Here is a 22,589-nt window from a genome sequence, read left to right on the forward strand (position 1 = left end):
AGCGGCCGAGTCTGCGTGAAAGGGGCATATGGCGAGCGTGCGAGGGACGAGACATGGCGTGATGACGGCGCGTGTCGTGACGGCATTCGTCGGCGGCTATGCGGCGGTAGCGGGCATGGCTGCGCTGGCCGCGCGGCTGGCGCCGATCAGCCGTCCCGAGGCGGTGGTCTGGGCGATGATCCTGTCCTTCCTGATCTATGCCGGGCTGCTGCTGTGGGCGTTCCACGAACGTCGCCTGCTGCGGGTGATGGCGGTGATCTGGGGCGTGGCGATCCTGGCGGGCGGAAGCACCTGGCTGCTCGGGACCGCGGCATGACGCCCGAAGTGCCGAGCCTGCGCCAGTCTATGGCCTGGATCCACGGCTGGCTGGGCCTGCTGGCCGGCTGGATATTGTTCGCGATGTTCCTGACCGGCACGGCGAGCTATTTCCGGCCGGAGATCACGCGCTGGATGCAGCCCGAGCTTGATCTGCCACGCGTGCCGGCAGCGACGGCGGCGAAGGTGGCGGTCGATCATCTGCAGAAGGTCGCGCCTGATGCCGAGCAATGGTTCATCTATCTGCCCGACGATCGCACCGCAGCGACGCGGATCTTCATCCGCGAACGGCCCAATCCCGATCCCAAGGCGACACCCAAGCCGCGCCGCCCGGAATTGCGGCTGAACCCGGAGACCGGAGAGAGACTGGAAGCGCGCGAGACGAAGGGAGGCGAGCATTTCTACCGCTTCCATTTCCAGCTCCAATTGCCGCACCCCTGGGGGCGCTGGCTTGCGGGGCTGTGCGCGATCGCGATGCTCGCCGCGATCATCTCGGGCGTGATCACCCACAAGCGCATCTCCGTCGATTTCTTCACCCTGCGCTGGAGCAAGGGGCAGAGGAGCTGGCTCGACGCGCATAATGTGACGGCGGTGATCGCCCTGCCGTTCCACGCGATGATCACCTACACCGGCCTGATCACACTGATGTTCATGTATATGCCGTGGCCGATCAACGCGACCTACAAGGATCCGGCGACCTTCGATGCCGCGGCCTATGGCGAGGCGCCGGACGTGAAGGCTTCGGGGCGGGCGGCGGTGCTGGTGGCGGTCGCGCCCATCATTGCGGATGCCACGCGGATATGGGGCGGGACGCCGCCAGCGACCGTCGTCATCCGCAATCCCAATGATACGAATGCGACGATCAAGCTGATCCGCAGCGGCCGCGACACGCTCGGCGCGCGGGGTGGATCGATCACTTATTCGGGTGTGGACGGCCGCCAGCTTTCGGCATCGCCGCCGCAGGGCCCGGCGATCGAGACCGCATCGGTGATGCTTGGCCTGCACATGGGCGAATTCGCCCGGCCGGTGCTGCGCTGGACCTATTTCCTGCTGGGGCTGGCCGGCACGGCGATGGTGGGGACCGGGCTGGTGCTGTGGACGGTGAAGCGCAAGCGGCCCAATGCTGCGCCCTTCTTCGGTATCAGGCTCGTCGAGCGGCTGAATGTCGGGGCGGTCGCCTGCCTGCCGGCGGGCATGGCCGCCTTCCTGCTCGCCAACCGGCTGCTGCCCGCCGCGATGCCGGGGCGGAGCGACTTGGAGGTGAGCGCGATGTTCTGGGTGTGGTTCGGGCTGGCGGCGCTCGCCTGCCTGCGGCCGATACGGCGGGCCTGGATCGAGACGCTGGGCTTGTCCGCGGCGGCTTTCTTCGCAATCCCGCTGGTTAATGCGCTCACCACCGATCGCGGGCTGTTCGCCTCGATCACCAAGGGGGACAGTTTGTTCGTCGCCTTCGACATCGCCATGCTAGCGACGGGGGCTTTGCTCGCTTTTGCGGCGTGGCGCGTGGCGGTGAAGACGGCGAAGGCGGCGCGCGCGCAGAGGCGCAGCGACGCTCCGGTCGCGGGCCTGCGGGAGATGGCCGATGCAGCTTGAGCCGGCACTGATCTCCTACGCCGGGCTGGCCTGCTGGGCCTTGTCGACGCCCCGCTTGCGCCGGAATGTCGCCATGTCCGGTCTGCCGGCAGCGACGGTGCTGCGGGTGGCGGCCGTGGTGATCCTGGGCGTCGCCGCCTGGCGGGCGGTGCGGCATTTCGGGCCCTATCAGGGCTGGGTGGCGTGGGCGGGCATGCTGAGCCTTGCCGGCATCGTGCTGCTCCTGTTGCTTTCGCGCTGGCCCCGTGCCGCTTTGGGAACGGGGGTCGCGGCGATCGTGCTGGCCGTCCTGTCCGCGCCTTTTTAGGCCGTCTCCAGCTCTTCCGGCAGCAATTCGGTGTCGATCATCGCCTGCATTGCGGGCGAGTAACGCGGGCCGGCGACCGCACCGGGTGTGAAGATCGCGTCGACCTGCGCGATGATCTCGTCGTCGAGGCGGATATGCGCCGCGGCGACATCCTCCTCGAGATGGGCGATGCTGCGGGTGCCAGGGATGGGGACCACGTCGCCGCCCTGCGCCAGCACCCAGCCGAGCGAAAGCTGGGCCGGCGTGCAGCCGGCGGCGGCGGCAAGCTCGCGAAAGCGATCGAGCAGTTTCAGATTGTGCGAAAGTTGCGGTTCGACGAAGCGCGGCATGACGGCGCGGATATCGTCCTGCTCATAACGGTCGCTGCTGATCGCGTCGGCCAGGAAACCCCGCGCGACCGGCGAGAAGGCGACGAAGCCGATGCCGAGTTCGCGGCAGGCGTCGAGCACCGCCACTTCCGGGTTGCGGACCCAGGGCGAATATTCGGTCTGGATCGCGGCGATCGGGTGGACGGCGTGCGCGCGGCGGATGGTGGCGGCGGACATTTCCGACAGGCCGATCGCGCCGATCTTGCCGGCTTCCTTGGCGCGGACCAGCGCGCCGACCGAATCCTCCACGGGGACGTTCCGATCGAGCCGGTGGAGATAATAAAGATCGATATGGTCCGTGCCGAGCCGGCCGAGCGCCTGATCGAGCGTGCTGGCAATCGCCTCCGGCCGGCCATCCAGCCCGCGCTGGCCGTTGAACATGTCGAGCACGCATTTGCTGGCGAGGGTGAATTCGCGGCGGCGGTGCATCACATGCTTGCCGATCAGCCGTTCATTGCCGCCATGGCCGTAGAGCGCGGCGGTGTCGAGGAAGGTGATGCCGAGATCGAGCGCGTGGTTGAGGAGACGGGCGCTGTCCTCCTCGCTGGGCATGCGGCCATAAGCGTGGCTCAGGTTCATGCACCCGAGGCCGATCGCGGAGACGGTGAGCGGGCCGATGCGGCGGGTAGGAAGCGTCATGACGTCAACTCCGGCTGATCTTCAGATTCTGGTGCGTTCGACTTTGCATTCCAGTTCTACGGGAATGGAGGCGGCATCTGGTATCATGCGGGCCGGGGCCCCCATAGGATAACCGCCGACCCGAGCAGGCAGATCGCGGCGCCGATCAGATCCCAGCGATCGGGCTTCGCGCTTTCGACGACCCACAGCCAGCCGATGGCCGCCGCGATATAGACGGCGCCATAGGCTGCATAAGCGCGACCGGCATGTTCGGCATCGACCAGGGTGAGCAGGTAGGCGAACAGACAGAGCGAGGCGATGCCCGGCGCGATCCACCATGGCGATTTATCGAGCCGCAGCCACGCCCAGAAGGCGAAGCATCCGGCGATTTCGGCAATCGCTGCACAGAGATAGGCGATGGCGGTCATCAACCTGATCTCGCACCGAACGGCGAGGGCGGCAATAGTTCGATGCCGTCCGGCGATGGAGCAGACATTCGGACGGGATAGCAGCGGCATCTCCATATTGCTTCGACAGGTGTTCCGTTTCCGTGATGTTGAAAATGCCGCTGGCGATGCTCGCCGCGTCGATCCTCTGCCTTGGCGCCATGCCCGCCGCGGCGCGCACCAATCATGATGCACAGCTCTGGGTAAACCTGACGGCGCAGGGGTCGATTAGCGGCAAGCTCGTCTATTTTGCGGAGATCCAGCCGCGCCTGGGGGATCGGGCGGACGGGCTGGACCAGTTGTTGCTGCGCCCCGCGGTGGGGTGGAAGCTCGCCCCGAATCTCACCGCCTATCAGGGCTATGCGCGGGTGATTTCACCGGTCGATGACGGTGCCGACATTCGCGAGCATCGTAGCTTCCAGCAACTGAGCTGGATCGTGGCGCGGCCCTGGGGCGGTGAGTTTTCCAGCCGCACGCGGCTGGAGCAACGCTGGCGATCGGATGGCGACGATATGGGCTGGCGGTTGCGCGAGATGGCGCGGCTGGAAGTGCCGCTGGCCGCCGGCGGTAAAACCGCGGCGCTGGGTTATGCCGAAGGCTTCGTCGCGCTCAACAGTACCGACTGGGGCGCCAAGAGCGGCTTCGATCAATTGCGGGTGTTTGCAGGCGCGGAGATCGGGTTGCGAGGAGCGTCGACGATCGAGCTTGGCTATCTGAATCAGCTCATCAACCAGCGCGGCGGCCAGCAGCGCGTGAACCACGTGCTGTCGGTGAGCCTGTTCCTGCGACATTGACGATGCGTGTGGGGCTATTGCCGTCCACCTCGCGTCGGTGCACCATCGACGCATGCTCAAGGCTTTCCTGCGCGCGACGCTGGTGTGGGCGCTGACCGCGGCGATTTTGCCGGCGTTATTCCTGCCGATAAGCATCCTGTCTTCGTCGCCTGCCGAGAATGCCGTGAAGATGGCCGGAGGGGCCGTGCTCATCATATTGGCGGGCAGCCTGGCCTTCGCGCTGTTTTCGATGCTGTTGCTGGCCATCCCCGTCGCCTTGCTGTTGCGGAGGGCGGGCCGGGAAAGCGAGGCAGCCTATCGCTGGAGCGGGGCTGTGATCGGTTTCCTGCTGCCGTTGGCGATCATCGCCCTGTCGCGATACGGCGCGACGCCGATGATGGCGTTGATCGGGGGGATAAGCGGCGCCACGGCTGCGCGATCCTGGTGGCGCCATGGGCGGAAGGCGGCGGTCGAGAACGGCAGCCAAGTGGGTTTTACCGGAACGGCGGCTCGTTGAAGGCGCGGAGCTTGCGGCTGTGGAGCCGCTCGCCGGTGCGGCGGAGTTCGTCGATGGCGGCGATGCCGATGCGGAGATGTTCGCTGATCGCGCGTTCATAGAAACGGTTGGCCTGGCCGGGCAGCTTGATCTCGCCGTGGATCGGCTTGTCCGAGACGCACAGCAGCGTGCCGTAGGGGACGCGGAAGCGATAGCCCTGAGCGGCGAGGGTGGCCGACTCCATGTCGATCGCGACGGCGCGGCTCTGGTTGAAGCGGAGCGCGGAGCGGGTGTAGCGCAGTTCCCAGTTGCGATCGTCGGTGGTGACGACGGTTCCGGTGCGTAGGCGCCGCTTGAGCTGTTCCGCCGGCTCGCCCGAGACCTGCTCGGCGGCGGCGCTCAGCGCTACCTGAACCTCGGCGATGGCCGGGATCGGGATTTCGGGTGGCAGCACATCATCGAGCACATGATCGTCGCGCAGATAAGCGTGGGCGAGAACATAATCGCCGATCCGCTGGCTGGGGCGCAGGCCGCCGCAATGGCCGATCATCAGCCATGCTTCCGGCCGCATCACCGCTAGGTGATCGGTGATCGTCTTCGCATTCGACGGGCCGACGCCGATATTGACCAAGGTGATGCCGGAGCGGTTCGGGCCGACGAGGTGATAGGCTGGCATCTGGTGCTTGCGCCAGGCGCTATCGGCGATCGCGCGATCAGGATCGGCATTGGCCGCGGTCAGTTCCAGCCCGCCAGCGCAGCTCAAGCGGCGATACGGGCCGTCCTCGCTCAGCTGGGTGCAGGCCCAGCGAACGAATTCATCGACATAGCGATGATAGTTCGTGAACAGGATGTAGTTCTGGACATGCGCGGTCGGCGTGCCGGTATAGTGGCGCAGGCGCGCGATCGAGAAATCGACCCGCGGCGCATCGAACAAAGCCAGCGGCCGCGCGCCGCCAATGTCGGCCTGCCACAGACCGTCCGCCACCTCGTCGCCGATATGGACCAGTTCGTTGGACGGGAAGATGCGGGCAAGCTCGGTCGCTGCCGCGCCGGTCAGATCGACGTCGTGGCCCGCATCGAGGACATAAGGGTAGGGGATTTCCTGCCGGCCGCGAGAAACCTCCACCCGCGCGCCGAAATCGGCGACGAGGAGGTCGATCTGTTCGGCGAGATATTCGCGGAACATGCGCGGCTGGGTGACGCTGACGGCATAATGGCCGGCGGCAGTGAGCCGGCCGAAGGCGCGCATCGGATGGTGTGCCGAGCCGCCGTCATAATGAAGATGCAGTTCGGGGTAAGCGAATGCGCCAGCCGCGCGGGCGGCCGCATCCGGCCGTTCGCCGTTCGCGATGTAGCGGCCGAGCGCGGCACGCAACGCTTCGACCGAGGATGAATAAAGGGCGTCGAGCTGGTCGACGATGGCGAGGCTCGCATTGGTGGCGATGTGGGCTTCTCCGTTCTGGCCAATCAACCCTTCCGTTCGTGCCGAGCGAAGTCGAGGTACGTGCCGCAGCCGGCGCGTCTGCGTGTCTCGACTTCGCTCGACACGAACGGAGGTCGGGGATGTTAGAGTTGGCCGAGCATATGCTCCGCAGTGCTGACCTTGAATTCGCCCGGCGCTTCGACGTTGAGTTCGGTGACGACGCCGTTGTCGACGATCATCGAGAAGCGCTGGCCGCGGGTGCCGAGGCCGAACTTGCTGCCGTCCATGGTGAGGCCGATCGCATTGGCGAATTCGCCATTGCCGTCCGCCAGCATCGTCACGGTTTCGCCCGCGCCGGCATTCTTGCTCCACGCACCCATCACGAACGCATCGTTGACGGCGGTGCAGGCGATCTCGTCGACGCCCTTGGCCTTGAGCTCGGCGGCCTTCTCGATGAAGCCGGGGAGGTGCTTGGCCGAGCAGGTGGGCGTGAACGCACCCGGCACGGAGAAGAGGGCGACCTTGCGGCCCTTGAAGAAATCGCTGCTCGTAACCGCCTCAGGCCCGCTTTCGGTCGGCTTGGTGAAGGTGGTCTCGGGAAGCGTGTCGCCTGCCTTGATCGTCATATGGGCATCCTTTTCTGGCCTGAGAGTCGCAACCCTCTACGCGAGTGCGATGGCAGTTTGAAGCGCGGTCGGGTGGAGTGTGGCACAAGCGCGCCATCGGTGCGGAAGATGCGCCGGATCGACGCGGGGACGGTGGACCTTCCATCGCCGCCATCTATGATGAGGGGATGGATGATCCCGTCTATCTCAGCGGCCAGTTGCTGCTCGCCTTGCCCGGCATGGGCGATCCCCGCTTCGCCCACGCCGTCATCGCAATGTGCGCGCATGATGAGGAAGGCGCCCTGGGCATCGGCATCGGCAAGCTGATGCCGCGAATCCGGCTGCACAAGCTTCTCGAACAGCTCGAAATCGAGCCGGGCCTCGCGCCAGACGCGCCGATCCATATGGGCGGACCGGTGGAGCCGCAACGCGGCTTCGTGCTCCACGGTCTGGATTGGAGCGGGCAGGACACGCTGCATGTCGGCGACAGCTGGGGACTGACATCCACGCTGGACGTGCTGCGCGCCATCGCCGAGGGGAAGGGGCCTTCGCGCTGGCTGGTAGCGCTGGGCTATGCCGGCTGGGCGCCCGGCCAACTTGACGAGGAGATGACCGGCAACGCCTGGTTCGCGACGCACGGCACCGAGTCGCTGCTGTTCGATACGCCGGTGGACCAGCGCTGGGCCGCGACCTTTGCCTCGGCCGGTGTCGATGTGCGATTGCTCGCCCCGGAAATCGGCCACGCCTGAAGGCTAGCGGCGGGTTAACCGCATCGCTTCACCGGCTGCTTACCCACTTCGGAGGAGGATCGTTACGGGGTGAGTCTGCAAGGATGCCCGTGATGCGCAAGATCGTCTTTCTGTCCGCCGTGCTGGCCGTGGTGTCGCCCATGCCGGGCCATGCCGCGCCTGCTTGCTGGAGCCGGGAGGATACGGCCGCGGCCAAGGTGCGCGACCTCGATATCCTGCTGACCGATTTGTCGCAGCGCTGCGTGGCAGCGGGGCTTGTCGGCGCTCAGGCGTATGAGGCTTATGCGGCTGCCAATCGCGGTGCGGTTTCCGCCACCAACCAGCGGTTGAAGGCGCGCTTCTTCACCGCTTACGGCCCGGAACAGGGGCGTGCCCGGCTGGACAGCTTCCTCGACGCAGTGGCAGGGCAATATGCCCGCGTGCCGGTGGTCACGGAAAATTGCGGGCAGGTGGCGATGCTGGCGCGCGAGGCGACGACGTCGGGCGGATCGGTGCCGGCACTGCTCGCGGTTGCCGACCGCAACAAGCTGACACCGCCGCTTCCGGGTGGAGTCTGCCCCACCGGCGCAGTCAAGGTGGCGGCGCGCTGAAGCGATCCGAATACGGGACATAAAGAAATCTTTATATTTGGAATTGCCTTGGGAGCCGGTCGCGGGTAAACGCGCCGGCAATCCGTCGCGTGGCCTTTTCGCGCGGCCTTTACGTGTCCCCCAAGGAGAACCGACGTGGCGACCCTGCCTGCCGAAAGCTTCACCGATTATCTGGTCCACGATATCTCGCTCGCCGCGTTCGGCCGCAAGGAGATTGAGATCGCCGAGACCGAGATGCCCGGCCTCATGGCGCTGCGCGAGGAATTCGGCACGGCCAAGCCGCTGAAGGGCGCACGGATCACCGGTTCGCTGCACATGACGATCCAGACCGCGGTGCTGATCGAGACGCTGATCGAGCTCGGCGCTGAAATCCGCTGGGCTTCGTGCAACATCTTCTCCACCCAGGATCACGCCGCCGCCGCGATCGCCGCCGCCGGCATCCCCGTCTTCGCCGTGAAGGGCGAGACGCTGGAGGAATATTGGGATTATGTCATCCGCATCTTCGATTGGGGTGATACGACCTGTAACCTGATCCTCGACGATGGCGGCGACGCCACCATGTTCGCGCTGTGGGGCGCGCGCGTCGAGGCGGGCGAGGAACTGTTCACGCCCGGCAATGAGGAAGAGGAAATCTTCGTCGCGACCCTGAAGCGCTTCCTGGCCGAGCGTCCGGGCTACCTGACCGAGACGGTCAAGGCGATCAAGGGCGTGTCGGAAGAGACCACCACCGGCGTCCATCGCCTCTACGAGCTCGCCAAAAAGGGCAAGCTTCCCTTCCCGGCGATCAACGTCAACGACAGCGTCACCAAGTCGAAGTTCGACAACCTCTATGGCTGCAAGGAATCGCTGGTCGACGCGATCCGCCGCGCCACGGACGTGATGCTGGCCGGCAAGGTCGCGGTCGTCGCCGGCTTCGGCGATGTCGGCAAGGGTTCGGCCGCTTCGCTCCGCAACGGCGGCGCGCGCGTGCTTGTGACCGAAATCGATCCGATCTGCGCGCTGCAGGCGGCGATGGAAGGCTATGAAGTCGTGACGATGGAAGAAGCGGCCACCCGCGCCGACATTTTCGTCACCGCGACCGGCAACGAAGCCGTCATCACCGTCGATCACATGCGCGCGATGAAGAACATGGCGATCGTGTGCAACATCGGCCACTTCGACAGCGAGATCGAGATTGCCGGCCTCAGCAACATGAAGTGGACCGAGATCAAGCCGCAGGTGGACGAAGTGCAGTTCGCCGACGGCAAGAAGATCATCGTCCTCGCCAAGGGCCGCCTGGTCAACCTGGGCTGCGCGACCGGCCACCCGAGCTTCGTGATGTCGTCCAGCTTCACCAACCAGGTGCTGGCGCAGATCGAGCTGTGGACGAAGTCCGAAACCTACAAGAACGACGTCTATGTGCTGCCGAAGCATCTCGACGAGAAGGTGGCGGCGCTCCACCTCGACAAGCTGGGCGTGAAGCTTTCCAAGCTGACGCCGAAGCAGGCCGCTTATATCGGCGTTTCCGCCGAAGGCCCGTTCAAACCGGATCATTATCGCTACTGATCCGACAGGACATTCCAAAAGGGGCCGTCGACCAACAGGTTGGCGGCCCTTTTTTTACGTCACCCTGAACTTGTTTCAGGGTCCACCTTTCCTCTCGCGCTGCGTCGCATGTAGCACGGTGGATGCTGAAACAAGTTCAGCATGACGAGTTTGGCTGTGTTGGGCTAGGGACTGCCAAGGCCGCATGCGGCGTCACCCAACGGAGCCGCAATGCCGATCAACACGCCCATCCTTGCCCAGGCCCCGGAATGGCTTGATCTGGCCGGCATCGCGGTGTTCGCGGCATCGGGTGCGCTGGCGGCGGCGCGGGCGCAGCAGACGCTTGTCACCTTCGCCTTCTTCGCGGTGATTACGGGGACGGGCGGAGGAACGCTGCGCGACCTGTTGATCGGCGCGCCGGTCTTCTGGATGCAGGACAATCGCGCGCTCGCCGTCTGCCTGATCATGGCGACCGCCGTATGGCTGACGCCGGTGCGCTGGTGGCGGCCGCGCGCGCTCGACTGGTTCGATGCGGTGGGGCTGGCGGCCTATGCCGTCTATGGCGCGTCCAAGGCGCTGGCGTTCGGCGTGCCACCCTTGCAGGCGGCGATGATGGGGGTGGTGACGGGCTGCTGCGGCGGCATCATCCGCGACGTGCTGGCCGGCGAGCCCTCGATCCTGCTGCGCCCGGAAATCTATGTGACCGCGGCCGCGCTGGCGGCTGGGCTGTTCGTCGGGCTGATGCTGCTGGGCGTCGGGCTGCCGATAGCGGCGGGCGTCGGTGCGGTTGCGGGCTTTGCGTTGAGGGCTGCGGCAATCGCGCGGGGACTGGGGCTGCCGAGCTATCGGGGATAACAGGGGAGACTTCGAGCTCCTAGGCCGCCGGCTCCTTTGCCCACGAGATACCCCGTCGCAGCAATTCGTAGAACACCGGCAGATCCCACGCGCAGCGGTCAACGCTCGGCCACCAGTCGAGCGCGGGCTGCATGTCATAATGGCCGCGGCAATGGCCGAGCGTGTTGTAGAGGACGGCGCCTTCGCCCTGCTTCTTGATGTAGAGGACGGGATGGCTGTCATGTTCCCACTCATGTTCGTCGAAGCCGGTGGCGGCGCCGCCGAATTCGGTCTTGAGGAGGACATGGAGGTCGCCGTGGCGCTCCATCAGGTAAAGTTCGTCGGTTGTCTCGAACGGCTCGATACCTTGCGTCAGCGGATGATCCGGATCGGCGACGGTGACGGGGTAGGGGGCGATCGGCGGGTGGGCGATGAACTGGCTGCCCAGCGTCTCCATGAACAAGGGCGCCCAGCGCGGACTGCCATAGAGGCCGTTGTCGAACAGTCGCAGCACCGAATTGGTGCCGTGAAGCGCGTACCAGCGGCCGCCGCCCTTCACCCAATCCCGCAACGCCTCCTGCACGTCGAGCGGCGGGGTGACGTCGCAGGTGTAGGTGATCAGGAAATCCGCGGCGCGGATCGCCTCGATATTTGAATAATCCTCGAACACGCGGGTGCGGACGCGCTGGTCCTCGCCGAGCAGCTTTAGCAGCTCCAGCCGTGCGAAATCGAAGTCGTGGTAGAGCCCGCCTGCGATCAGCACGCAGTTGATGCGCTTGGGCTGGTCCGCAGCCATCAGTATTGCACGCCCTTGGTGAAGCCGCCGTCGATCAGCAGGTTCGCGCCGGTCATGAAGCGGCAGGCGGGCGATGCGACAAAGGCGATGGCGCGCGCGACCTCCTCGCCGCTGCCCATCCGTCCAGTCGGGATCTGGGCGAGGATGCCCTTGTAGAAATCGGGCATCGCGCCCTTGATCTGGTCCCAGGCGCGGCCTTCCATCTCGATCGGGCCGGGCGAGATGCAGTTGGCGCGGATGCCCTGGGGCGCGTGCTTCTGGGCCAGCGCAGCGGTGTAGTTGATGACCGCGGCCTTCAGCGCATTATAGGCGCCCGGCCCCATGAATTCCTCCAGCGCCGCAGTCGAGGAGATCGTCACGATCGATGCGGCGTCCGATTTCTGGAGAAAAGGCAGCGCCGCCTGCACGCCGCGCTGGAGCGGCAGCAAATCGGCCTCGAACACCGCGCGCCAGCCGGCTTCGTCATCGACGCCGGTATTGGTGGATGTGAAGGGGATGAAGATGTCGCAGCCGCCAAGCTGATCGGCCGCCTGGGCGATCCACGCGCTATGCGCCGGCCCGTCCATCACGTCGACCGCGCCGCCGACGACCTTGCCGCCCGCCTGGCCCACGGCCGCGACGGCCGCATCGACGCTTTCCTGGGAGCGCGAGCAGAGCGCGATGTCGCAGCCTTCACCCGCCAGCACCTTTGCAGTCGCGAGGCCGATGCCATGGCTCGCGCCGACCAATATGGCCTTCCTGCCCTTGAGCCCGAGATCCATGGCGTCCTCCTCTTCGTTTCGTGGACGGCAATTTAAGCCTGGGCGCGGCAATCTGCACTGGCGTTTCCGTCAGTGGCGGCCCGACTTATGGGAATTGACAGGGGCGGGGAGGCACGCGCTCCATTATCCCGTTGCCAAGAAGACTGGAGAGGAGCGCTTGGGGCACGTCATGGAGCAGCCGGTTCTGGCCGATATGGTCCGCAAGCAGGCGGCCGAGCGCGCTCAAGCGACGGCTTTGATCTTCGAAGGGCGCGAGACCAATTATCGCGACTTCGACCGCCACACCAACCAGATCGCCAATGGCCTGATCGCGGCCGGGCTGCAGCAGGGCGACCGCGTCGCCTTCCTCGGCAAGAATAGCGACCATTATTTCGAATATTGGATCGGCGCGGCCAAGGCGGGGCTGGTGCTGGTGCCGGTCAACTGGCGGCTCGCTCCGCCGGAGGTTGCCTATGTGATCGGTAATTGCACGCCGAAATTCGTGCTGAGCGACGCCGATTTCCTCGATCGGCTGGATGAGGGGCAGGGCTATCGCGTCCTGAGCTCGGACGAGTTCGCCGCATGGCGCGACGCTCAGTCCGACAGCGATCCGCATCGCGACGCCGGTTATGACGATCCGGTGCTCCAGCTCTACACATCGGGCACGACCGGCCATCCCAAGGGCGCGATGCTCACCAACCGCAGCCTGCTTTCGCTGCGCACGGGGCGCTCGCCGGAGGAGGTGGCGGAATGGAACCGCTGGGGGCCGGACGATGTCAGCCTGATCGCCATGCCCAATTTCCACATCAGCGGGGCGGGCTGGGGTCTGTGGACCCTGCAGCATGGCGCGAAGGGCGTGGTGGTGCGGGAATTCGATCCGCATCAGGTGCTCGATCTCATCACCCGCTATCGCATCACCAAGATCATGATGGTGCCGACGGCGATGCGCATCGTCTGCGATCATCCCGCTGCGGCGGGCACTGATTTCAGCTTCCTCAAATATATCTGTTACGGCGGATCGGCGATCCCGCTCGATCTGCTGCGCCAGGCGATCGCGGTGTTCGGCTGCGGCTTTGCGCAGATGTACGGGATGACGGAGACCGCCGGCACCATCGTCGGCTTGCCGCCCGAGGATCATGACCCCGCCGGCAATGCCCGGATGCGCGGCGTCGGCCGGCCGCTGCCCGGTGTCGAGGTGAAGATCGTCGATGCCGAGGGCAATGAAGTGCCGCGCGGGGAGGTGGGCGAGATCGCCGCGCGCTCCACCGCCAACATGGCCGGCTATTTCAACAATGACGCCGCGACCGCGGAGACGATCGACGCGGAAGGGTGGCTGCGCACCGGCGACGCCGGCAGCATGGATGCGGACGGTTATATCTACCTGGCCGACCGGATGAAGGACATGATCATCACCGGCGGCGAGAATGTCTATCCGGCCGAGGTGGAGAATGCGCTCTACAGCCACCCGCAGGTGAGCGACGTTGCCGTGATCGGCGTGCCCGATCCGAAGTGGGGCGAGGCTGTGAAGGCGATCGTGGTGCCGGTAGATGGCGAGCAGCCCGATCCCGCAGATTTGATCGCCTGGGCGCGGGAGCGGATCGCCGCTTACAAGGCGCCCAAGTCGGTCGATTTCCGCGACACGCTGCCGCGCAATCCCTCGGGCAAGATCCTCCGCCGGCTGCTGCGCGACGAATATCGCTGACCTCGCCTTTTCGGCAGGTCCGCCGCCGCCGCGAACGGCCTAGCCTCGAACCAGATAGGACAACCGGAGAGGCGCATGACCGTCAATTTCACCGGACCGCTGGAAGATCGCGTCGCCATCCGCGAGGTGATCGAAACCTATGCCGACGCGGTCAATTGCTACGATCAGGAAACCTGGGCCTCCCTGTGGGTCGAAGACAGCTATTGGGATCTCTCCCACTATCCCGAAATCGGCATCGTCGAGGGCAAGAAGGCCATCGTCGACATGTGGGCGCAGTCCATGCCCGCTTATCCGAAGCTGAGCTTTCTCGTTACGATCGGCTCGATCAAGGTCGACGGCGACAAGGCCGAAGCGCGGACCTGGTTTTCCGAAGTCTATGAGGAGCCCGGCACGCTCAAGGACAAGCGCGCGCGCGCCTGTTATCGCGACAAGCTCGTCAAGCGCGACGGCAAATGGTTCCTGCAGAGCCGCATCTTCAACATCGTCCACCAGACCTGATCGGGCTCTGCTGCCCGACATTCCGACCAATTGCACAAGGACCGACCATGATCGTCATCACTGGCCAGATCTTCACCGATCAGGAAACCCTGCCTGCGCTCTATTCGCGGCTGAAGTCGCTATGCGAACCCTCCCGCGCCGAGGACGGCTGCATCTTCTACCATATGGCGATGGAGGATGAAGCGAACGGCACCATCATGGCCATGGAGGGCTGGCGCGATCAGGCGGCGCTCGAAAAGCATCTTTCGCTGCCGTCGATCGCCAAGCTGCTCGCCGATTTCGACGGCAAGTTCCGCAACGATGTGACCATTCACGAGGTGTCGTCGTCGCAGAAGATGGCGGTCTGATCGGGCCTGTTTGTCTCGAAACACCAGCCCCCAAAAAAGCACATCATCCCGGCGCAGGCCGGGATCCATGGCTCTCTCAGCCCGCGATGGCATCGAAAATGGAGAGAGCCATGGGCCCCAGCCTACGCTGGGGCGACGAGTTGTTGTTAAACCCCCGGCAACCCCGCGGTCGAACCGCCGTCGATCACCATCTCGGCCCCGGTCACGAACTTGGCATCGTCGGACGCGAGATAAGTGACCAGCGCGATCACCTCCTCGGTGCGGCCGAGCCGGCCCATCGGCGCCACATTCTCCAGCATCGTCCGCGCCGCCGCAGGATCGGGGGCGCCGGCGATCGCACCCAGGATCAGCGGCGTTTCGATGACGCCGGGATGGATCGTGTTGCAGCGGATGTTGAGCCCCGCCTTGGCGCAATGCACCGCGACCGACTTGGCGAGCAATCTTAGCGCGCCCTTGGTTGTCGAATAGGTCACGTCGCCGGCCAGCGCGAGGATGCCGTTGATCGAGCTGTTGATGATGATCGACCCGCTTGACCCTTCAGGATTGGCCTTCATCAGCGCGATCGCATTCTGGCAGGTCAACATCGAACCCGTCAGGTTGATGTCGACGATGTTGCGCCAGCCGTCGATCGTCACGGTTTCGATATCGCTGTCGCCGCTATTCGTGCCGGCATTGGCAAAGGCGATGTCGAGCCGGCCATAAGTGTCGCGGATGGCAGCCGAAACCCGCGCCCATCCGTCCACATCCTGCACCGCATGTTGCACGAATGTTGCGCCGGTTTCGGCAGCAATCCGGTCACCGGCCTGCTGATTGTTGCCGGTGAAGACGACCTTCGCACCTTGCGCAACAAAGCCGCGCACGGCCGCCTCGCCAATGCCGTTGGTGCCGCCGGTGACGAGCCCGACCTTGCCTGCGAGCCTTTGCGTCATGTTCTTTTGTCCTCGTCCTATTGCGCGGTCATGCCGCCGTCGATCACCAGTTCCGATCCGGTCATGAAGCTTGCGGCCGGCGTGCAGAGATAGACGATGCCGCTGGCGATCTCGTCCGGCTCGCCCATCCGGCCCATTGCATGGCCGGCCGAAACTGTCGCCCGCGCCGTCTTGTCGTCGGGGAACAGCCCCGCTTCCACATAGCGGGCGTAGATCGTGTCCATCATCCCGGTGTCGATGCCGCCCGGATGGACCGAGTTCACCCGGATCGGCCAGCCCAGCATGGCATATTCGACGGCCGCGCTCTTGGTGAACAGCCGCACCGCGCCCTTGCTGGCGCAATAGGCCGCCATATAGGCCGATCCATTGAGGCCGCCGACCGACGAAAGGTTGACGACCGACGAGCCGCCCTTGCGGGCTCCACCACTCTGCCGCAGCAGATCGGCGGCGATCTTGGTGCCGAGGAACAGCCCCTCCACATTGACCGCCTGGCACTTGCGCCATTCGGCAAGGCTGGTTTCGGCAATGCTGTTGGTGACGGAGATGCCGGCATTGTTGACGAGGATATCGAGCCGGCCATGTTCCGCGGCGATGCCGGCGATCAGGTCGGTCCACTGGCCCTCGTCAGTCACGTCGAGCCGCTTATATTGTGCCGCGCCGGCAACCATCGCCTCCGCAGCAATATCGGATGCGATCACCTTGGCGCCCGCATCGGCCAGCGCCTTCACGGTTGCGCTGCCGATGCCGCCGGTCGCGCCGGTGACGAGGGCGACAGTGCCCGAAAGATCGAAGATGGACATGCCTGTTTCCCTCTCAGCGTGCGGTCCAGCCGCCGTCGACGACGACCTCGCTGCCCGTCATGTAACTCGCATCGTCGCTCGCCAGGAAGGCGACGACCTTGCCGATTTCGACCGGCTGGGCCAGCCGCTTAATCGGCGTCGTCTGGGCCATGCCATCGATCAATTGCTGCGCGGTGACCGTGCCGTCCCGCTCGGCCCAGCGGGCCATGCCCTTGTGCAGCAACGGCGTCTCGACGAAGCCCGGATGCACGCTGTTGACGCGGATCGGCACGCCGTCGTCCGCGAATTCGAGCGCGTTCGATTTGGTCAGCAACCGCACCGCGCCCTTGGACGCGTTGTAGGCGGAAACCTCGCTCATCCCCACCAACCCCATGATCGAGCTGATGTTGATGATGCTCGACCCATAAGGCGTCGTGGCCCCGCTTTTCGCCAGCAGCGGTTGGAAGGTTTTGGTGCCGAGGAAGACGGTGTCGACATTCAGCGTCATCAGCCGGCGCCAGTCTTCCAGCGCCAGATCCTGCACCTTGCCGGTCAGGTCGGCGCCGACATTGTTGACCAATATGTCGAGCCGGCCGAACTGCGCTGCGACGCGGTCCCGCGCGGCCTGCCAATCGCCCTCGCTGGTCGCGTCCAGGCGGATATAGCTGGCATTCTCGATAGTGGCGGTCGCCTGGGTCGCGTCCGCGCTGTCCTCATTATCCAGATCGGTTATGATCGTCGTGGCGCCGTCGGCCGCCAGGCATTCCGCGATCGCGCGGCCGATGCCTCGCAATGCGCCCGAAACCAGGGCGGTCCGCCCCTCAAGCCTTCTGCCCATCTATCCATCCTCTTCGCAGCGGCGCCCGGCGGCGGCGTTCTATCTCGACGCTGTTTTCCCGCTCGGCCGGCCACTTCACACCTGCTGGATTCGACAGGGTGACGCGATCGGACCGTGGGCGCATTGAACGGCAAAGGACAGCCTCCACGCATGTTGAAAGAAGAGGGGCGACCTCAGGCTGGATGATCCGTGCGCCGATAGACGCCGCGGATACAGGGAGAAGGGCAATCTAATGCATCATGGTAAGGTCTCTCCGCTCTGGTTCGGCGCGAGCAGCGTGATCGCTCTTGCGCTGGCAGGGGCCAACCCCGCTGCGGCGCAGGAGACACCACCTGCCGATCCGGCCGCGGCCCCGCCGCCGGCTGCCGCGCCCGCCACCGCGGAAGCGCCCACTACGGGTGGGCTTGAGGATATCGTCGTCACCGCCCGCAAGCGCCAGGAAAGCGTGCAGGACATTCCGGTTGCCGTGACGGCGATCTCGGCCAAGACGATCCAGGAACAGGATCTCACCAGCCTCGAGAAAGTCGCAGCGCGCACGCCGAACTTCACCGTCGGCCGCGCCTCGAACGGCTCGGGCGCCCAGCTCACGATGCGCGGCATCGGTTCGTCCTCGACGTCGATCGGCATCGAACAGTCGGTCGCGATCGTCGTGGACGGCGTCTATTACGGCCAAGGGCGCATCATCAACGAAGGCTTTTTCGATCTTGGCCGGGTCGAGATATTGAAGGGGCCGCAGGCGCTGTTCTTCGGCAAGAACGCCACAGCCGGCGTGATTTCGCTGACGACCGCCGATCCGACCGACGAAATCGAATATCGCGCGCGGGCGTCGTATGAATTCAATGCGGAGCAGATCCAGCTTGAAGGCATCGCCTCCGGCCCGCTGACCGACACGCTGGGCGTGCGCGTCGCGGTACGCGCATCGAAGATGTATGGCGGCTATTACAAGAATGTCGCCGATCCGGTCACGTATTCGACCCTGGACATCGCGACCGGCGCCGTCACGCCGCATGTCGCAACACCCGCCGCGCGCGATGCTCCGGGCGAGGAGGAGTTCATCGGCCGCGTCACGCTGAAGTGGGAAGCGCCGGTCGACGGCCTCACCGCGACCTTGAAGGCGTCCGTCGATCGCAACAGCGTCAACAATTCCTCGTGGAATTACGTCGCTTATGCCTGCCCGACGGGATCATCGCAGCTCAACGGTTTCGAGTGCAAAAAGGATTTCGTCACCCACCAGAACAATATCCCGACCGATATTGCCGCGACCTTCCCCTTCTCGAAGTCCGATGGCGATCTCTACAATCTCTATCGGTCCTGGGGCGCGACGGGCACGATCAATTACGAGATGGATGATGTGACGATAACGTCCGTCACCAACTATAACTGGAACAACAATCGCTGGGCCTGCGCCTGCGATTTCCAGTCGAGCGCGGCCGGGACCTGGGCGACCGAGAACTCGTCGTTCGACGCCTTTTCAAGCGAACTTCGCGCGCTCACCACCTTCGACGGCCCGATCAACCTGATGGTCGGCGGCCTTTACCAGAAGACCAAGCGCAAGTTCGAACAATATATCATGTTCGCGAATATCGAGGACAGCCGGGTTGCCGACTCCTATCGCTATCTCGCGACGACCAAGACCAGCTTCACCGATGGCGAGACGCTGGCCGGGTTCGGCCAGGTGACGTGGAAGGTCGTGCCCACGCTCGAAGTCGGGGCGGGCGTGCGTTACACGCATGAAACCAAGGACAGCTTCTTCACCCAGCCGTACAACAACATCGCGGTCCAGAGCATCTTCCGCGATCAGAACGATCCGGACGGGCTTGGCGAGGTGACGGCCAACCAGACCTTCAACAACTGGTCGCCGGAAGCCACGATCACCTGGAAGCCGATGGACGATATTCTCGTCTATGGCGCCTACAAGACCGCCTACAAGTCGGGCGGCTTCTCCAACGGCGGCATCAACTCGAAATTCTCGGCCTCGCCGGTCGAAGATCTCACCTTCGATCCGGAAAAGGCGCGCGGTTTCGAAGTCGGCGTCAAGACAACCCTGCTCGATCGCCAGCTGCGCCTGAACCTGACCGCCTACACCTACAAATATAGCGATCTTCAGGTCGACTTCTTCAACTCGCCAATCTTCGCCTTCCAGACGCTCACGGCCGATGCACGGACCAAGGGTGTGGAGCTGGAGTTCGAATATGCGCCGCACGCGCTGGACGGCCTGAACGTCCACGGCTCGATCAACTATAACCGCGCCCGCTACACCAGCTTCCCGGCGGCGCCTTGCTATGCGGGCCAGAGCGCGGCGGAGGGCTGCAACATCGTCGTCACCGATCCCACCGGCACCTTCACCCGCCAGGATCTTTCAGGCGCGCCGCTGTCGGTCGCACCTGAATGGACCGGCAATTTCGGCGTCGGTTACGACACGCTGATCGGCGACGGCTACAAGCTCGGCCTCTCGGCGGATGTCCGCTACAGCGACTCCTATCTCGCCTCTGCCTTCAACAACCCGGATTCGAAGCAGGGCAGCTATGCGACGTTCGACGCCAGCATCCGCTTCGGTTCTGAGGACGAAAAGTGGCAGGTGGCGCTGATCGGCAAGAATCTGACTAACCAGTTCTACGTGACCGGCGTGGTCGATGGTCCGTCGACGCCGCCGGCGGGTTCGCCCCCGGGGCTGCATGCCGATCAGCTCGGCTTCGGCAGCCTGCCGCGCACGGTGATGCTGCAGGTCAGCACCAAATTCTGATTGGAGAAGCGCATGGATACCCGGCAACGCATCGAAAATCTCTACGCGCTCACCGCTGCGGGCAAGTGGGATGAGGTGGAGGCGCAGCTCACCGACGATTTCAAGATCGTCGAGGCGAACAGCCTGCCCTTTGGCGGCACCTACGCAGGCAAGGATGCGCTGCAGAGGCTTTACACCAAGGTGTTCGCGTTCTGGGCTGATCCGTCGATTGAGATGCACGATATCGTCACCTCGGCCGACAATGCGATCGGCCTGCTCACCATCAACGCCACGTCCCGCCATACGGGGCAGCGGCTGGCGATGAAGGTGGCCGAGGTGTTCCATCTGCGCGGCGACAAGATCAGCGGCATCACGCCTTATTATTTCGATACCGCGGAAGTGGCGCAGGCTGCCGGGCCGGCAGTCGAGGCGGCCTGAAATTCGTTACGTTGCGAGGCTGGCGAATGCGCCAGTTTCGAAGGGCAGGCGGCAGGATCAGGATAGCCCCGATCCTGCCGTTTCGCGTTCGGAGGCCATGCCCGTGACCACCCCCATTCCCCATCCCCTCACGCTTGATGGCCGCGATGCCGCCAATCTGCGCGGCGATCCCATCACCGGCGACCGTTACTGGTCGCAGGACTTCGCCCGGAAGGAATGGGATCATATGTGGACGCGGATCTGGCACGTTGCTGGCCGCACCGCCGAGCTGGAGGAGCCCGGCGACTATATCGTCCATGATTTCATGCACGAATCCGTCTTCTGCGTCCGGCAGGAGGATGGATCGATCAAGGCCTTCTACAATGTCTGCGGCCATCGCGGGCAGCGGCTGGTGTGGGACAGCGCCAGCGTGATGCGGGGCTTCCAATGCCCCTACCATGGCTGGCTGTGGGGCAAGGACGGCGTCTTGAAGGACGCGCAAGACCCGCATGATTTCCCCCAGGGCAACCCTTGCGGCAAATTGAAGCTTCGTGAGTTGCGCTGCGATACGTGGGGCGGTTTCGTCTGGTACACGATGAGCGAGGATGCGCCGTCGCTGGCCGATTTCCTCGCGCCGATGCCCGAAATCTACAAGAATTACCCGATGGATACCGCGGTCCGCGTCTTCTGGATGAAGATCGACCTCAACACCAACTGGAAGTTCGCGACCGACAATTTCAGCGAGAGCTACCACACCCGCACCGCGCATCCGCAGGTGCCGCCATGGATCGATCAGGATGTCGATACCGCGCGGCATGAAATGTATCCGGGCGGCCATGGCCGGACGGTGCAGCCGATGCGGCCTTCGCTATCCGATCGCCTGCCCGAAGGCGTGCCGCACCCGTTCGATTTCATCCTGCGGCAGTGGGATATCGATCCCGATTCCTACCCCGATTACGAAACCCGGGCGATGCAGGGCTGGCTCGATCTCAAGGCCGCCAAGCGTCGGCTGTGGCAGGAACGGGGCTACCTCCATTACGAGCATATGGATGATGAGGAGATCACGGACAGCCCGCACACGGTGATCTTTCCCAATGTCACCATCTCGTTCCTGCCCGATAATCTCATCTTCTTCCGCACCGAGCCGCACCCGGACGATCCCAACAAATGCACCTTCGATCTGTGGTGCATGGCGTTCCCGGTGGCGGGGCAGACCGAGGTGGAATCGATCATGGCCGGCCCGCGCCCCATGCGCGAAGCCGAGTTCGAGCATCGCGCCTTCGACAATGGTCGCGGCGTGCCGGAGATCGAGGGGCAGATCGTCTATCAGGACATGATGCTCGCCGAAGGCCAGCAGCGCGGTATGCATTCGCGCGGCTATCGCGACGCCTATCTGACCGGCCAGGAAACCCGCGTCCGTTTCTTCCACGAGGTGCTCAACGACTATATCGAGGGCCGCCGGTGAGCCGGATCGCCAAGCTCGGCGTCGATCAATGGGACGCCGAGCTGCGCGAGACCTTCGCCGCCGATCAGGCGACGCCGCTGGAGCAGGGGACGATGCGGATGTTCGCGCACCGCCCCGCGATCGCAAATGGCATCATCGCGCTGGGCGCCGGCATCAAGCAGGATCGGTCCTTGCCCGAACGGCTGATCGAGCTCGTCCGCCTGCGCATCGCCTGGCACAATCAGTGCCGGAGCTGCCTGGCGATCCGCTATCGCGATGCCGTGGCGGACGGAGTGGACGAGGCCTTGGTCTGCTCGCTGGAGCGCCCGGCCGACGCGCCCGATCTCACGCCCGCCGAACGGGCCGCGCTCGATTATGCCGATCGCTTCGCAACCGACCATCTGTCGATCGACGATGGCGTGCATGATCGGCTGCGCGAGCATTTCGACGAGGGTCAGATCGTCGAACTCGGGTGCTGGGTCGCCTTCTGTGTCGGTTTCGGCCGGCTCGGCGCGACATGGGACATGGTGGAGGAACTGCCCGAAGCCTATCGTGCCCGCGGCGGCGCGCCGATCACCCCCTGGAGCGGAGAGCCCGTCATCGTTCGCTGATCCTGGCCGGATAGCCAAATGGGCTGGTTGTCCGTCCATTTCCGACGCTTGTGATCGGCGGACCACGATGCCCGCGAGGCACGTCTTCCCTAGCGGAAAAGGGGACTACGCAAAGTAACAGGTGC

Annotated in this window: 25 protein-coding genes; 16 read left to right on the forward strand and 9 right to left on the reverse strand. The window is 64.7% G+C overall.

Annotation, left to right across the window (positions count from 1 at the left end; all coding sequences use genetic code 11):
• Nucleotides 1-61 precede the first annotated feature (61 nt).
• Genes ACFB49_RS04665 through ACFB49_RS04675 form a run of 3 tightly spaced genes read left to right on the forward strand, consistent with a single transcriptional unit; the run spans nucleotide 62 to nucleotide 2,215 of the window.
• Nucleotides 62-316 carry an iron transporter gene (locus ACFB49_RS04665; RefSeq protein WP_380876584.1) on the forward strand — a complete coding sequence of 85 codons (255 nt, stop codon included), beginning with the start codon at nucleotides 62-64 and terminating at the stop codon, nucleotides 314-316.
• Nucleotides 313-1,908 (forward strand): PepSY-associated TM helix domain-containing protein, encoded by a 1,596-nt coding sequence (locus ACFB49_RS04670; protein ID WP_380876586.1) that lies wholly within the window; start codon nucleotides 313-315, stop codon nucleotides 1,906-1,908. The genes ACFB49_RS04665 and ACFB49_RS04670 overlap by 4 nt, the downstream gene beginning before the upstream one ends.
• Nucleotides 1,898-2,215 carry a DUF3325 family protein gene (locus tag ACFB49_RS04675; RefSeq protein WP_380876588.1) on the forward strand — a complete coding sequence of 106 codons (318 nt, stop codon included), beginning with the start codon at nucleotides 1,898-1,900 and terminating at the stop codon, nucleotides 2,213-2,215. The genes ACFB49_RS04670 and ACFB49_RS04675 overlap by 11 nt, the downstream gene beginning before the upstream one ends.
• On the opposite strand, the gene ACFB49_RS04680 is transcribed toward ACFB49_RS04675, so the two are convergent.
• Nucleotides 2,212-3,222, reverse strand: a complete 1,011-nt coding sequence (locus ACFB49_RS04680) for an aldo/keto reductase (RefSeq protein ID WP_380876590.1) — start codon at nucleotides 3,220-3,222, stop codon at nucleotides 2,212-2,214. The two genes, ACFB49_RS04675 and ACFB49_RS04680, sit on opposite strands and share 4 nt — an antisense overlap.
• An 83-nt stretch (nucleotides 3,223-3,305) precedes the next feature.
• Complete coding sequence (locus ACFB49_RS04685) at nucleotides 3,306-3,629, reverse strand: YnfA family protein (protein WP_380876592.1); 324 nt, start codon at nucleotides 3,627-3,629, stop codon at nucleotides 3,306-3,308.
• A gap of 125 nt (nucleotides 3,630-3,754) precedes the next feature.
• Here ACFB49_RS04685 and ACFB49_RS04690 point away from each other — a divergent pair, with 125 nt between their 5' ends.
• A complete protein-coding gene (locus ACFB49_RS04690) occupies nucleotides 3,755-4,441 on the forward strand; it encodes a DUF2490 domain-containing protein (protein WP_380876594.1) in 687 nt (228 codons plus the stop codon).
• A gap of 52 nt (nucleotides 4,442-4,493) precedes the next feature.
• Nucleotides 4,494-4,937 carry a hypothetical protein gene (locus tag ACFB49_RS04695; protein ID WP_380876597.1) on the forward strand — a complete coding sequence of 148 codons (444 nt, stop codon included), beginning with the start codon at nucleotides 4,494-4,496 and terminating at the stop codon, nucleotides 4,935-4,937.
• Here ACFB49_RS04695 and ACFB49_RS04700 read toward each other — a convergent pair.
• Complete coding sequence (locus ACFB49_RS04700; protein WP_380879832.1) at nucleotides 4,915-6,360, reverse strand: AMP nucleosidase; 1,446 nt, start codon at nucleotides 6,358-6,360, stop codon at nucleotides 4,915-4,917. The two genes, ACFB49_RS04695 and ACFB49_RS04700, sit on opposite strands and share 23 nt — an antisense overlap.
• Nucleotides 6,361-6,482: 122 nt before the next feature.
• Nucleotides 6,483-6,965 carry a peroxiredoxin gene (locus ACFB49_RS04705; protein ID WP_380876600.1) on the reverse strand — a complete coding sequence of 161 codons (483 nt, stop codon included), beginning with the start codon at nucleotides 6,963-6,965 and terminating at the stop codon, nucleotides 6,483-6,485.
• A gap of 167 nt (nucleotides 6,966-7,132) precedes the next feature.
• Between ACFB49_RS04705 and ACFB49_RS04710 the strand changes: the two genes are divergently transcribed.
• The 4 genes from ACFB49_RS04710 (at nucleotide 7,133) to ACFB49_RS04725 (ending at nucleotide 10,662) form a co-directional block, all read left to right on the forward strand.
• Nucleotides 7,133-7,693 carry a YqgE/AlgH family protein gene (locus tag ACFB49_RS04710; RefSeq protein WP_380876602.1) on the forward strand — a complete coding sequence of 187 codons (561 nt, stop codon included), beginning with the start codon at nucleotides 7,133-7,135 and terminating at the stop codon, nucleotides 7,691-7,693.
• Between the two features lie 92 nt (nucleotides 7,694-7,785).
• The gene (locus ACFB49_RS04715) at nucleotides 7,786-8,283 is read left to right on the forward strand and encodes a hypothetical protein (protein ID WP_380876605.1); all 498 of its coding nucleotides are present in this window, start codon (nucleotides 7,786-7,788) and stop codon (nucleotides 8,281-8,283) included.
• A gap of 135 nt (nucleotides 8,284-8,418) precedes the next feature.
• Complete coding sequence (ahcY, locus tag ACFB49_RS04720) at nucleotides 8,419-9,828, forward strand: adenosylhomocysteinase (RefSeq protein WP_380876608.1); 1,410 nt, start codon at nucleotides 8,419-8,421, stop codon at nucleotides 9,826-9,828.
• Between the two features lie 210 nt (nucleotides 9,829-10,038).
• Nucleotides 10,039-10,662 (forward strand): trimeric intracellular cation channel family protein, encoded by a 624-nt coding sequence (locus ACFB49_RS04725; RefSeq protein ID WP_380876610.1) that lies wholly within the window; start codon nucleotides 10,039-10,041, stop codon nucleotides 10,660-10,662.
• 19 nt (nucleotides 10,663-10,681) lie between these two features.
• Here ACFB49_RS04725 and ACFB49_RS04730 read toward each other — a convergent pair whose 3' ends face one another.
• Together ACFB49_RS04730 and ACFB49_RS04735 are read right to left on the reverse strand one after the other, a co-directional pair.
• Nucleotides 10,682-11,437: a ThuA domain-containing protein gene (locus ACFB49_RS04730; protein WP_380876613.1), complete on the reverse strand. Its 756-nt coding sequence runs from the start codon at nucleotides 11,435-11,437 to the stop codon at nucleotides 10,682-10,684.
• Complete coding sequence (locus tag ACFB49_RS04735; RefSeq protein WP_380876615.1) at nucleotides 11,437-12,198, reverse strand: SDR family NAD(P)-dependent oxidoreductase; 762 nt, start codon at nucleotides 12,196-12,198, stop codon at nucleotides 11,437-11,439. The genes ACFB49_RS04730 and ACFB49_RS04735 overlap by 1 nt, the downstream gene beginning before the upstream one ends.
• 169 nt (nucleotides 12,199-12,367) lie before the next feature.
• On the opposite strand from ACFB49_RS04735, the gene ACFB49_RS04740 reads away from it, so the two are divergent.
• From ACFB49_RS04740 to ACFB49_RS04750, 3 genes are all read left to right on the forward strand, one after another.
• A complete protein-coding gene (locus tag ACFB49_RS04740) occupies nucleotides 12,368-13,879 on the forward strand; it encodes a fatty acid--CoA ligase (protein WP_380876618.1) in 1,512 nt (503 codons plus the stop codon).
• 75 nt (nucleotides 13,880-13,954) lie between these two features.
• Nucleotides 13,955-14,377 carry a nuclear transport factor 2 family protein gene (locus ACFB49_RS04745; RefSeq protein WP_380876620.1) on the forward strand — a complete coding sequence of 141 codons (423 nt, stop codon included), beginning with the start codon at nucleotides 13,955-13,957 and terminating at the stop codon, nucleotides 14,375-14,377.
• A 47-nt stretch (nucleotides 14,378-14,424) separates the two neighbouring features.
• Nucleotides 14,425-14,724, forward strand: a complete 300-nt coding sequence (locus tag ACFB49_RS04750) for a putative quinol monooxygenase (RefSeq protein WP_380876623.1) — start codon at nucleotides 14,425-14,427, stop codon at nucleotides 14,722-14,724.
• Between the two features lie 146 nt (nucleotides 14,725-14,870).
• Here the strand turns inward: ACFB49_RS04750 and ACFB49_RS04755 are convergent, their stop codons facing one another.
• The 3 genes from ACFB49_RS04755 to ACFB49_RS04765 are packed head-to-tail and all read right to left on the reverse strand — an operon-like array spanning nucleotide 14,871 to nucleotide 17,270.
• Nucleotides 14,871-15,653 carry an SDR family oxidoreductase gene (locus ACFB49_RS04755; RefSeq protein ID WP_380876625.1) on the reverse strand — a complete coding sequence of 261 codons (783 nt, stop codon included), beginning with the start codon at nucleotides 15,651-15,653 and terminating at the stop codon, nucleotides 14,871-14,873.
• Between the two features lie 17 nt (nucleotides 15,654-15,670).
• Nucleotides 15,671-16,453 carry an SDR family NAD(P)-dependent oxidoreductase gene (locus tag ACFB49_RS04760; protein ID WP_380876627.1) on the reverse strand — a complete coding sequence of 261 codons (783 nt, stop codon included), beginning with the start codon at nucleotides 16,451-16,453 and terminating at the stop codon, nucleotides 15,671-15,673.
• A 13-nt stretch (nucleotides 16,454-16,466) separates the two neighbouring features.
• Nucleotides 16,467-17,270, reverse strand: coding sequence for an SDR family NAD(P)-dependent oxidoreductase (locus ACFB49_RS04765; RefSeq protein ID WP_380876630.1), 804 nt, complete (start codon nucleotides 17,268-17,270; stop codon nucleotides 16,467-16,469).
• Between the two features lie 232 nt (nucleotides 17,271-17,502).
• Between ACFB49_RS04765 and ACFB49_RS04770 the strand changes: the two genes are divergently transcribed.
• The 4 genes from ACFB49_RS04770 to ACFB49_RS04785 all read left to right on the forward strand — a co-directional run bounded on the left by ACFB49_RS04770 (nucleotide 17,503) and on the right by ACFB49_RS04785 (nucleotide 22,464).
• Nucleotides 17,503-20,013, forward strand: a complete 2,511-nt coding sequence (locus ACFB49_RS04770) for a TonB-dependent receptor (RefSeq protein ID WP_380876633.1) — start codon at nucleotides 17,503-17,505, stop codon at nucleotides 20,011-20,013.
• Nucleotides 20,014-20,025: 12 nt separating this feature from the next.
• Nucleotides 20,026-20,430 (forward strand): nuclear transport factor 2 family protein, encoded by a 405-nt coding sequence (locus tag ACFB49_RS04775; protein WP_380876635.1) that lies wholly within the window; start codon nucleotides 20,026-20,028, stop codon nucleotides 20,428-20,430.
• A gap of 103 nt (nucleotides 20,431-20,533) precedes the next feature.
• On the forward strand, nucleotides 20,534-21,874 hold the full coding sequence (locus tag ACFB49_RS04780) for an SRPBCC family protein (RefSeq protein WP_380876638.1): 1,341 nt from the start codon (nucleotides 20,534-20,536) through the stop codon (nucleotides 21,872-21,874).
• Entirely contained in the window at nucleotides 21,871-22,464 is a 594-nt protein-coding gene (locus ACFB49_RS04785) for a carboxymuconolactone decarboxylase family protein (protein ID WP_380876640.1), read from the forward strand. The genes ACFB49_RS04780 and ACFB49_RS04785 overlap by 4 nt, the downstream gene beginning before the upstream one ends.
• Nucleotides 22,465-22,589: the final 125 nt, after the last annotated feature.

Origin of the sequence: Sphingomonas sp. DBB INV C78, assembly GCF_042693015.1 — a bacterium.
GTDB lineage: Bacteria > Pseudomonadota > Alphaproteobacteria > Sphingomonadales > Sphingomonadaceae > Sphingomonas_E.

Coding starts and splice junctions, on each gene's coding strand:
- ACFB49_RS04665 (WP_380876584.1), top strand. CDS start 62: ATGACGGCGCGTGTCGTGACGGCATTCGTCGGCGGCTATGCGGCGGTA.
- ACFB49_RS04670 (WP_380876586.1), top strand. CDS start 313: ATGACGCCCGAAGTGCCGAGCCTGCGCCAGTCTATGGCCTGGATCCAC.
- ACFB49_RS04675 (WP_380876588.1), top strand. CDS start 1,898: ATGCAGCTTGAGCCGGCACTGATCTCCTACGCCGGGCTGGCCTGCTGG.
- ACFB49_RS04680 (WP_380876590.1), bottom strand. CDS start 3,222: ATGACGCTTCCTACCCGCCGCATCGGCCCGCTCACCGTCTCCGCGATC.
- ACFB49_RS04685 (WP_380876592.1), bottom strand. CDS start 3,629: ATGACCGCCATCGCCTATCTCTGTGCAGCGATTGCCGAAATCGCCGGA.
- ACFB49_RS04690 (WP_380876594.1), top strand. CDS start 3,755: ATGTTGAAAATGCCGCTGGCGATGCTCGCCGCGTCGATCCTCTGCCTT.
- ACFB49_RS04695 (WP_380876597.1), top strand. CDS start 4,494: ATGCTCAAGGCTTTCCTGCGCGCGACGCTGGTGTGGGCGCTGACCGCG.
- ACFB49_RS04705 (WP_380876600.1), bottom strand. CDS start 6,965: ATGACGATCAAGGCAGGCGACACGCTTCCCGAGACCACCTTCACCAAG.
- ACFB49_RS04710 (WP_380876602.1), top strand. CDS start 7,133: ATGGATGATCCCGTCTATCTCAGCGGCCAGTTGCTGCTCGCCTTGCCC.
- ACFB49_RS04715 (WP_380876605.1), top strand. CDS start 7,786: ATGCGCAAGATCGTCTTTCTGTCCGCCGTGCTGGCCGTGGTGTCGCCC.
- ACFB49_RS04725 (WP_380876610.1), top strand. CDS start 10,039: ATGCCGATCAACACGCCCATCCTTGCCCAGGCCCCGGAATGGCTTGAT.
- ACFB49_RS04730 (WP_380876613.1), bottom strand. CDS start 11,437: ATGGCTGCGGACCAGCCCAAGCGCATCAACTGCGTGCTGATCGCAGGC.
- ACFB49_RS04735 (WP_380876615.1), bottom strand. CDS start 12,198: ATGGATCTCGGGCTCAAGGGCAGGAAGGCCATATTGGTCGGCGCGAGC.
- ACFB49_RS04740 (WP_380876618.1), top strand. CDS start 12,368: ATGGAGCAGCCGGTTCTGGCCGATATGGTCCGCAAGCAGGCGGCCGAG.
- ACFB49_RS04745 (WP_380876620.1), top strand. CDS start 13,955: ATGACCGTCAATTTCACCGGACCGCTGGAAGATCGCGTCGCCATCCGC.
- ACFB49_RS04750 (WP_380876623.1), top strand. CDS start 14,425: ATGATCGTCATCACTGGCCAGATCTTCACCGATCAGGAAACCCTGCCT.
- ACFB49_RS04755 (WP_380876625.1), bottom strand. CDS start 15,653: ATGACGCAAAGGCTCGCAGGCAAGGTCGGGCTCGTCACCGGCGGCACC.
- ACFB49_RS04760 (WP_380876627.1), bottom strand. CDS start 16,453: ATGTCCATCTTCGATCTTTCGGGCACTGTCGCCCTCGTCACCGGCGCG.
- ACFB49_RS04765 (WP_380876630.1), bottom strand. CDS start 17,270: ATGGGCAGAAGGCTTGAGGGGCGGACCGCCCTGGTTTCGGGCGCATTG.
- ACFB49_RS04770 (WP_380876633.1), top strand. CDS start 17,503: ATGCATCATGGTAAGGTCTCTCCGCTCTGGTTCGGCGCGAGCAGCGTG.
- ACFB49_RS04775 (WP_380876635.1), top strand. CDS start 20,026: ATGGATACCCGGCAACGCATCGAAAATCTCTACGCGCTCACCGCTGCG.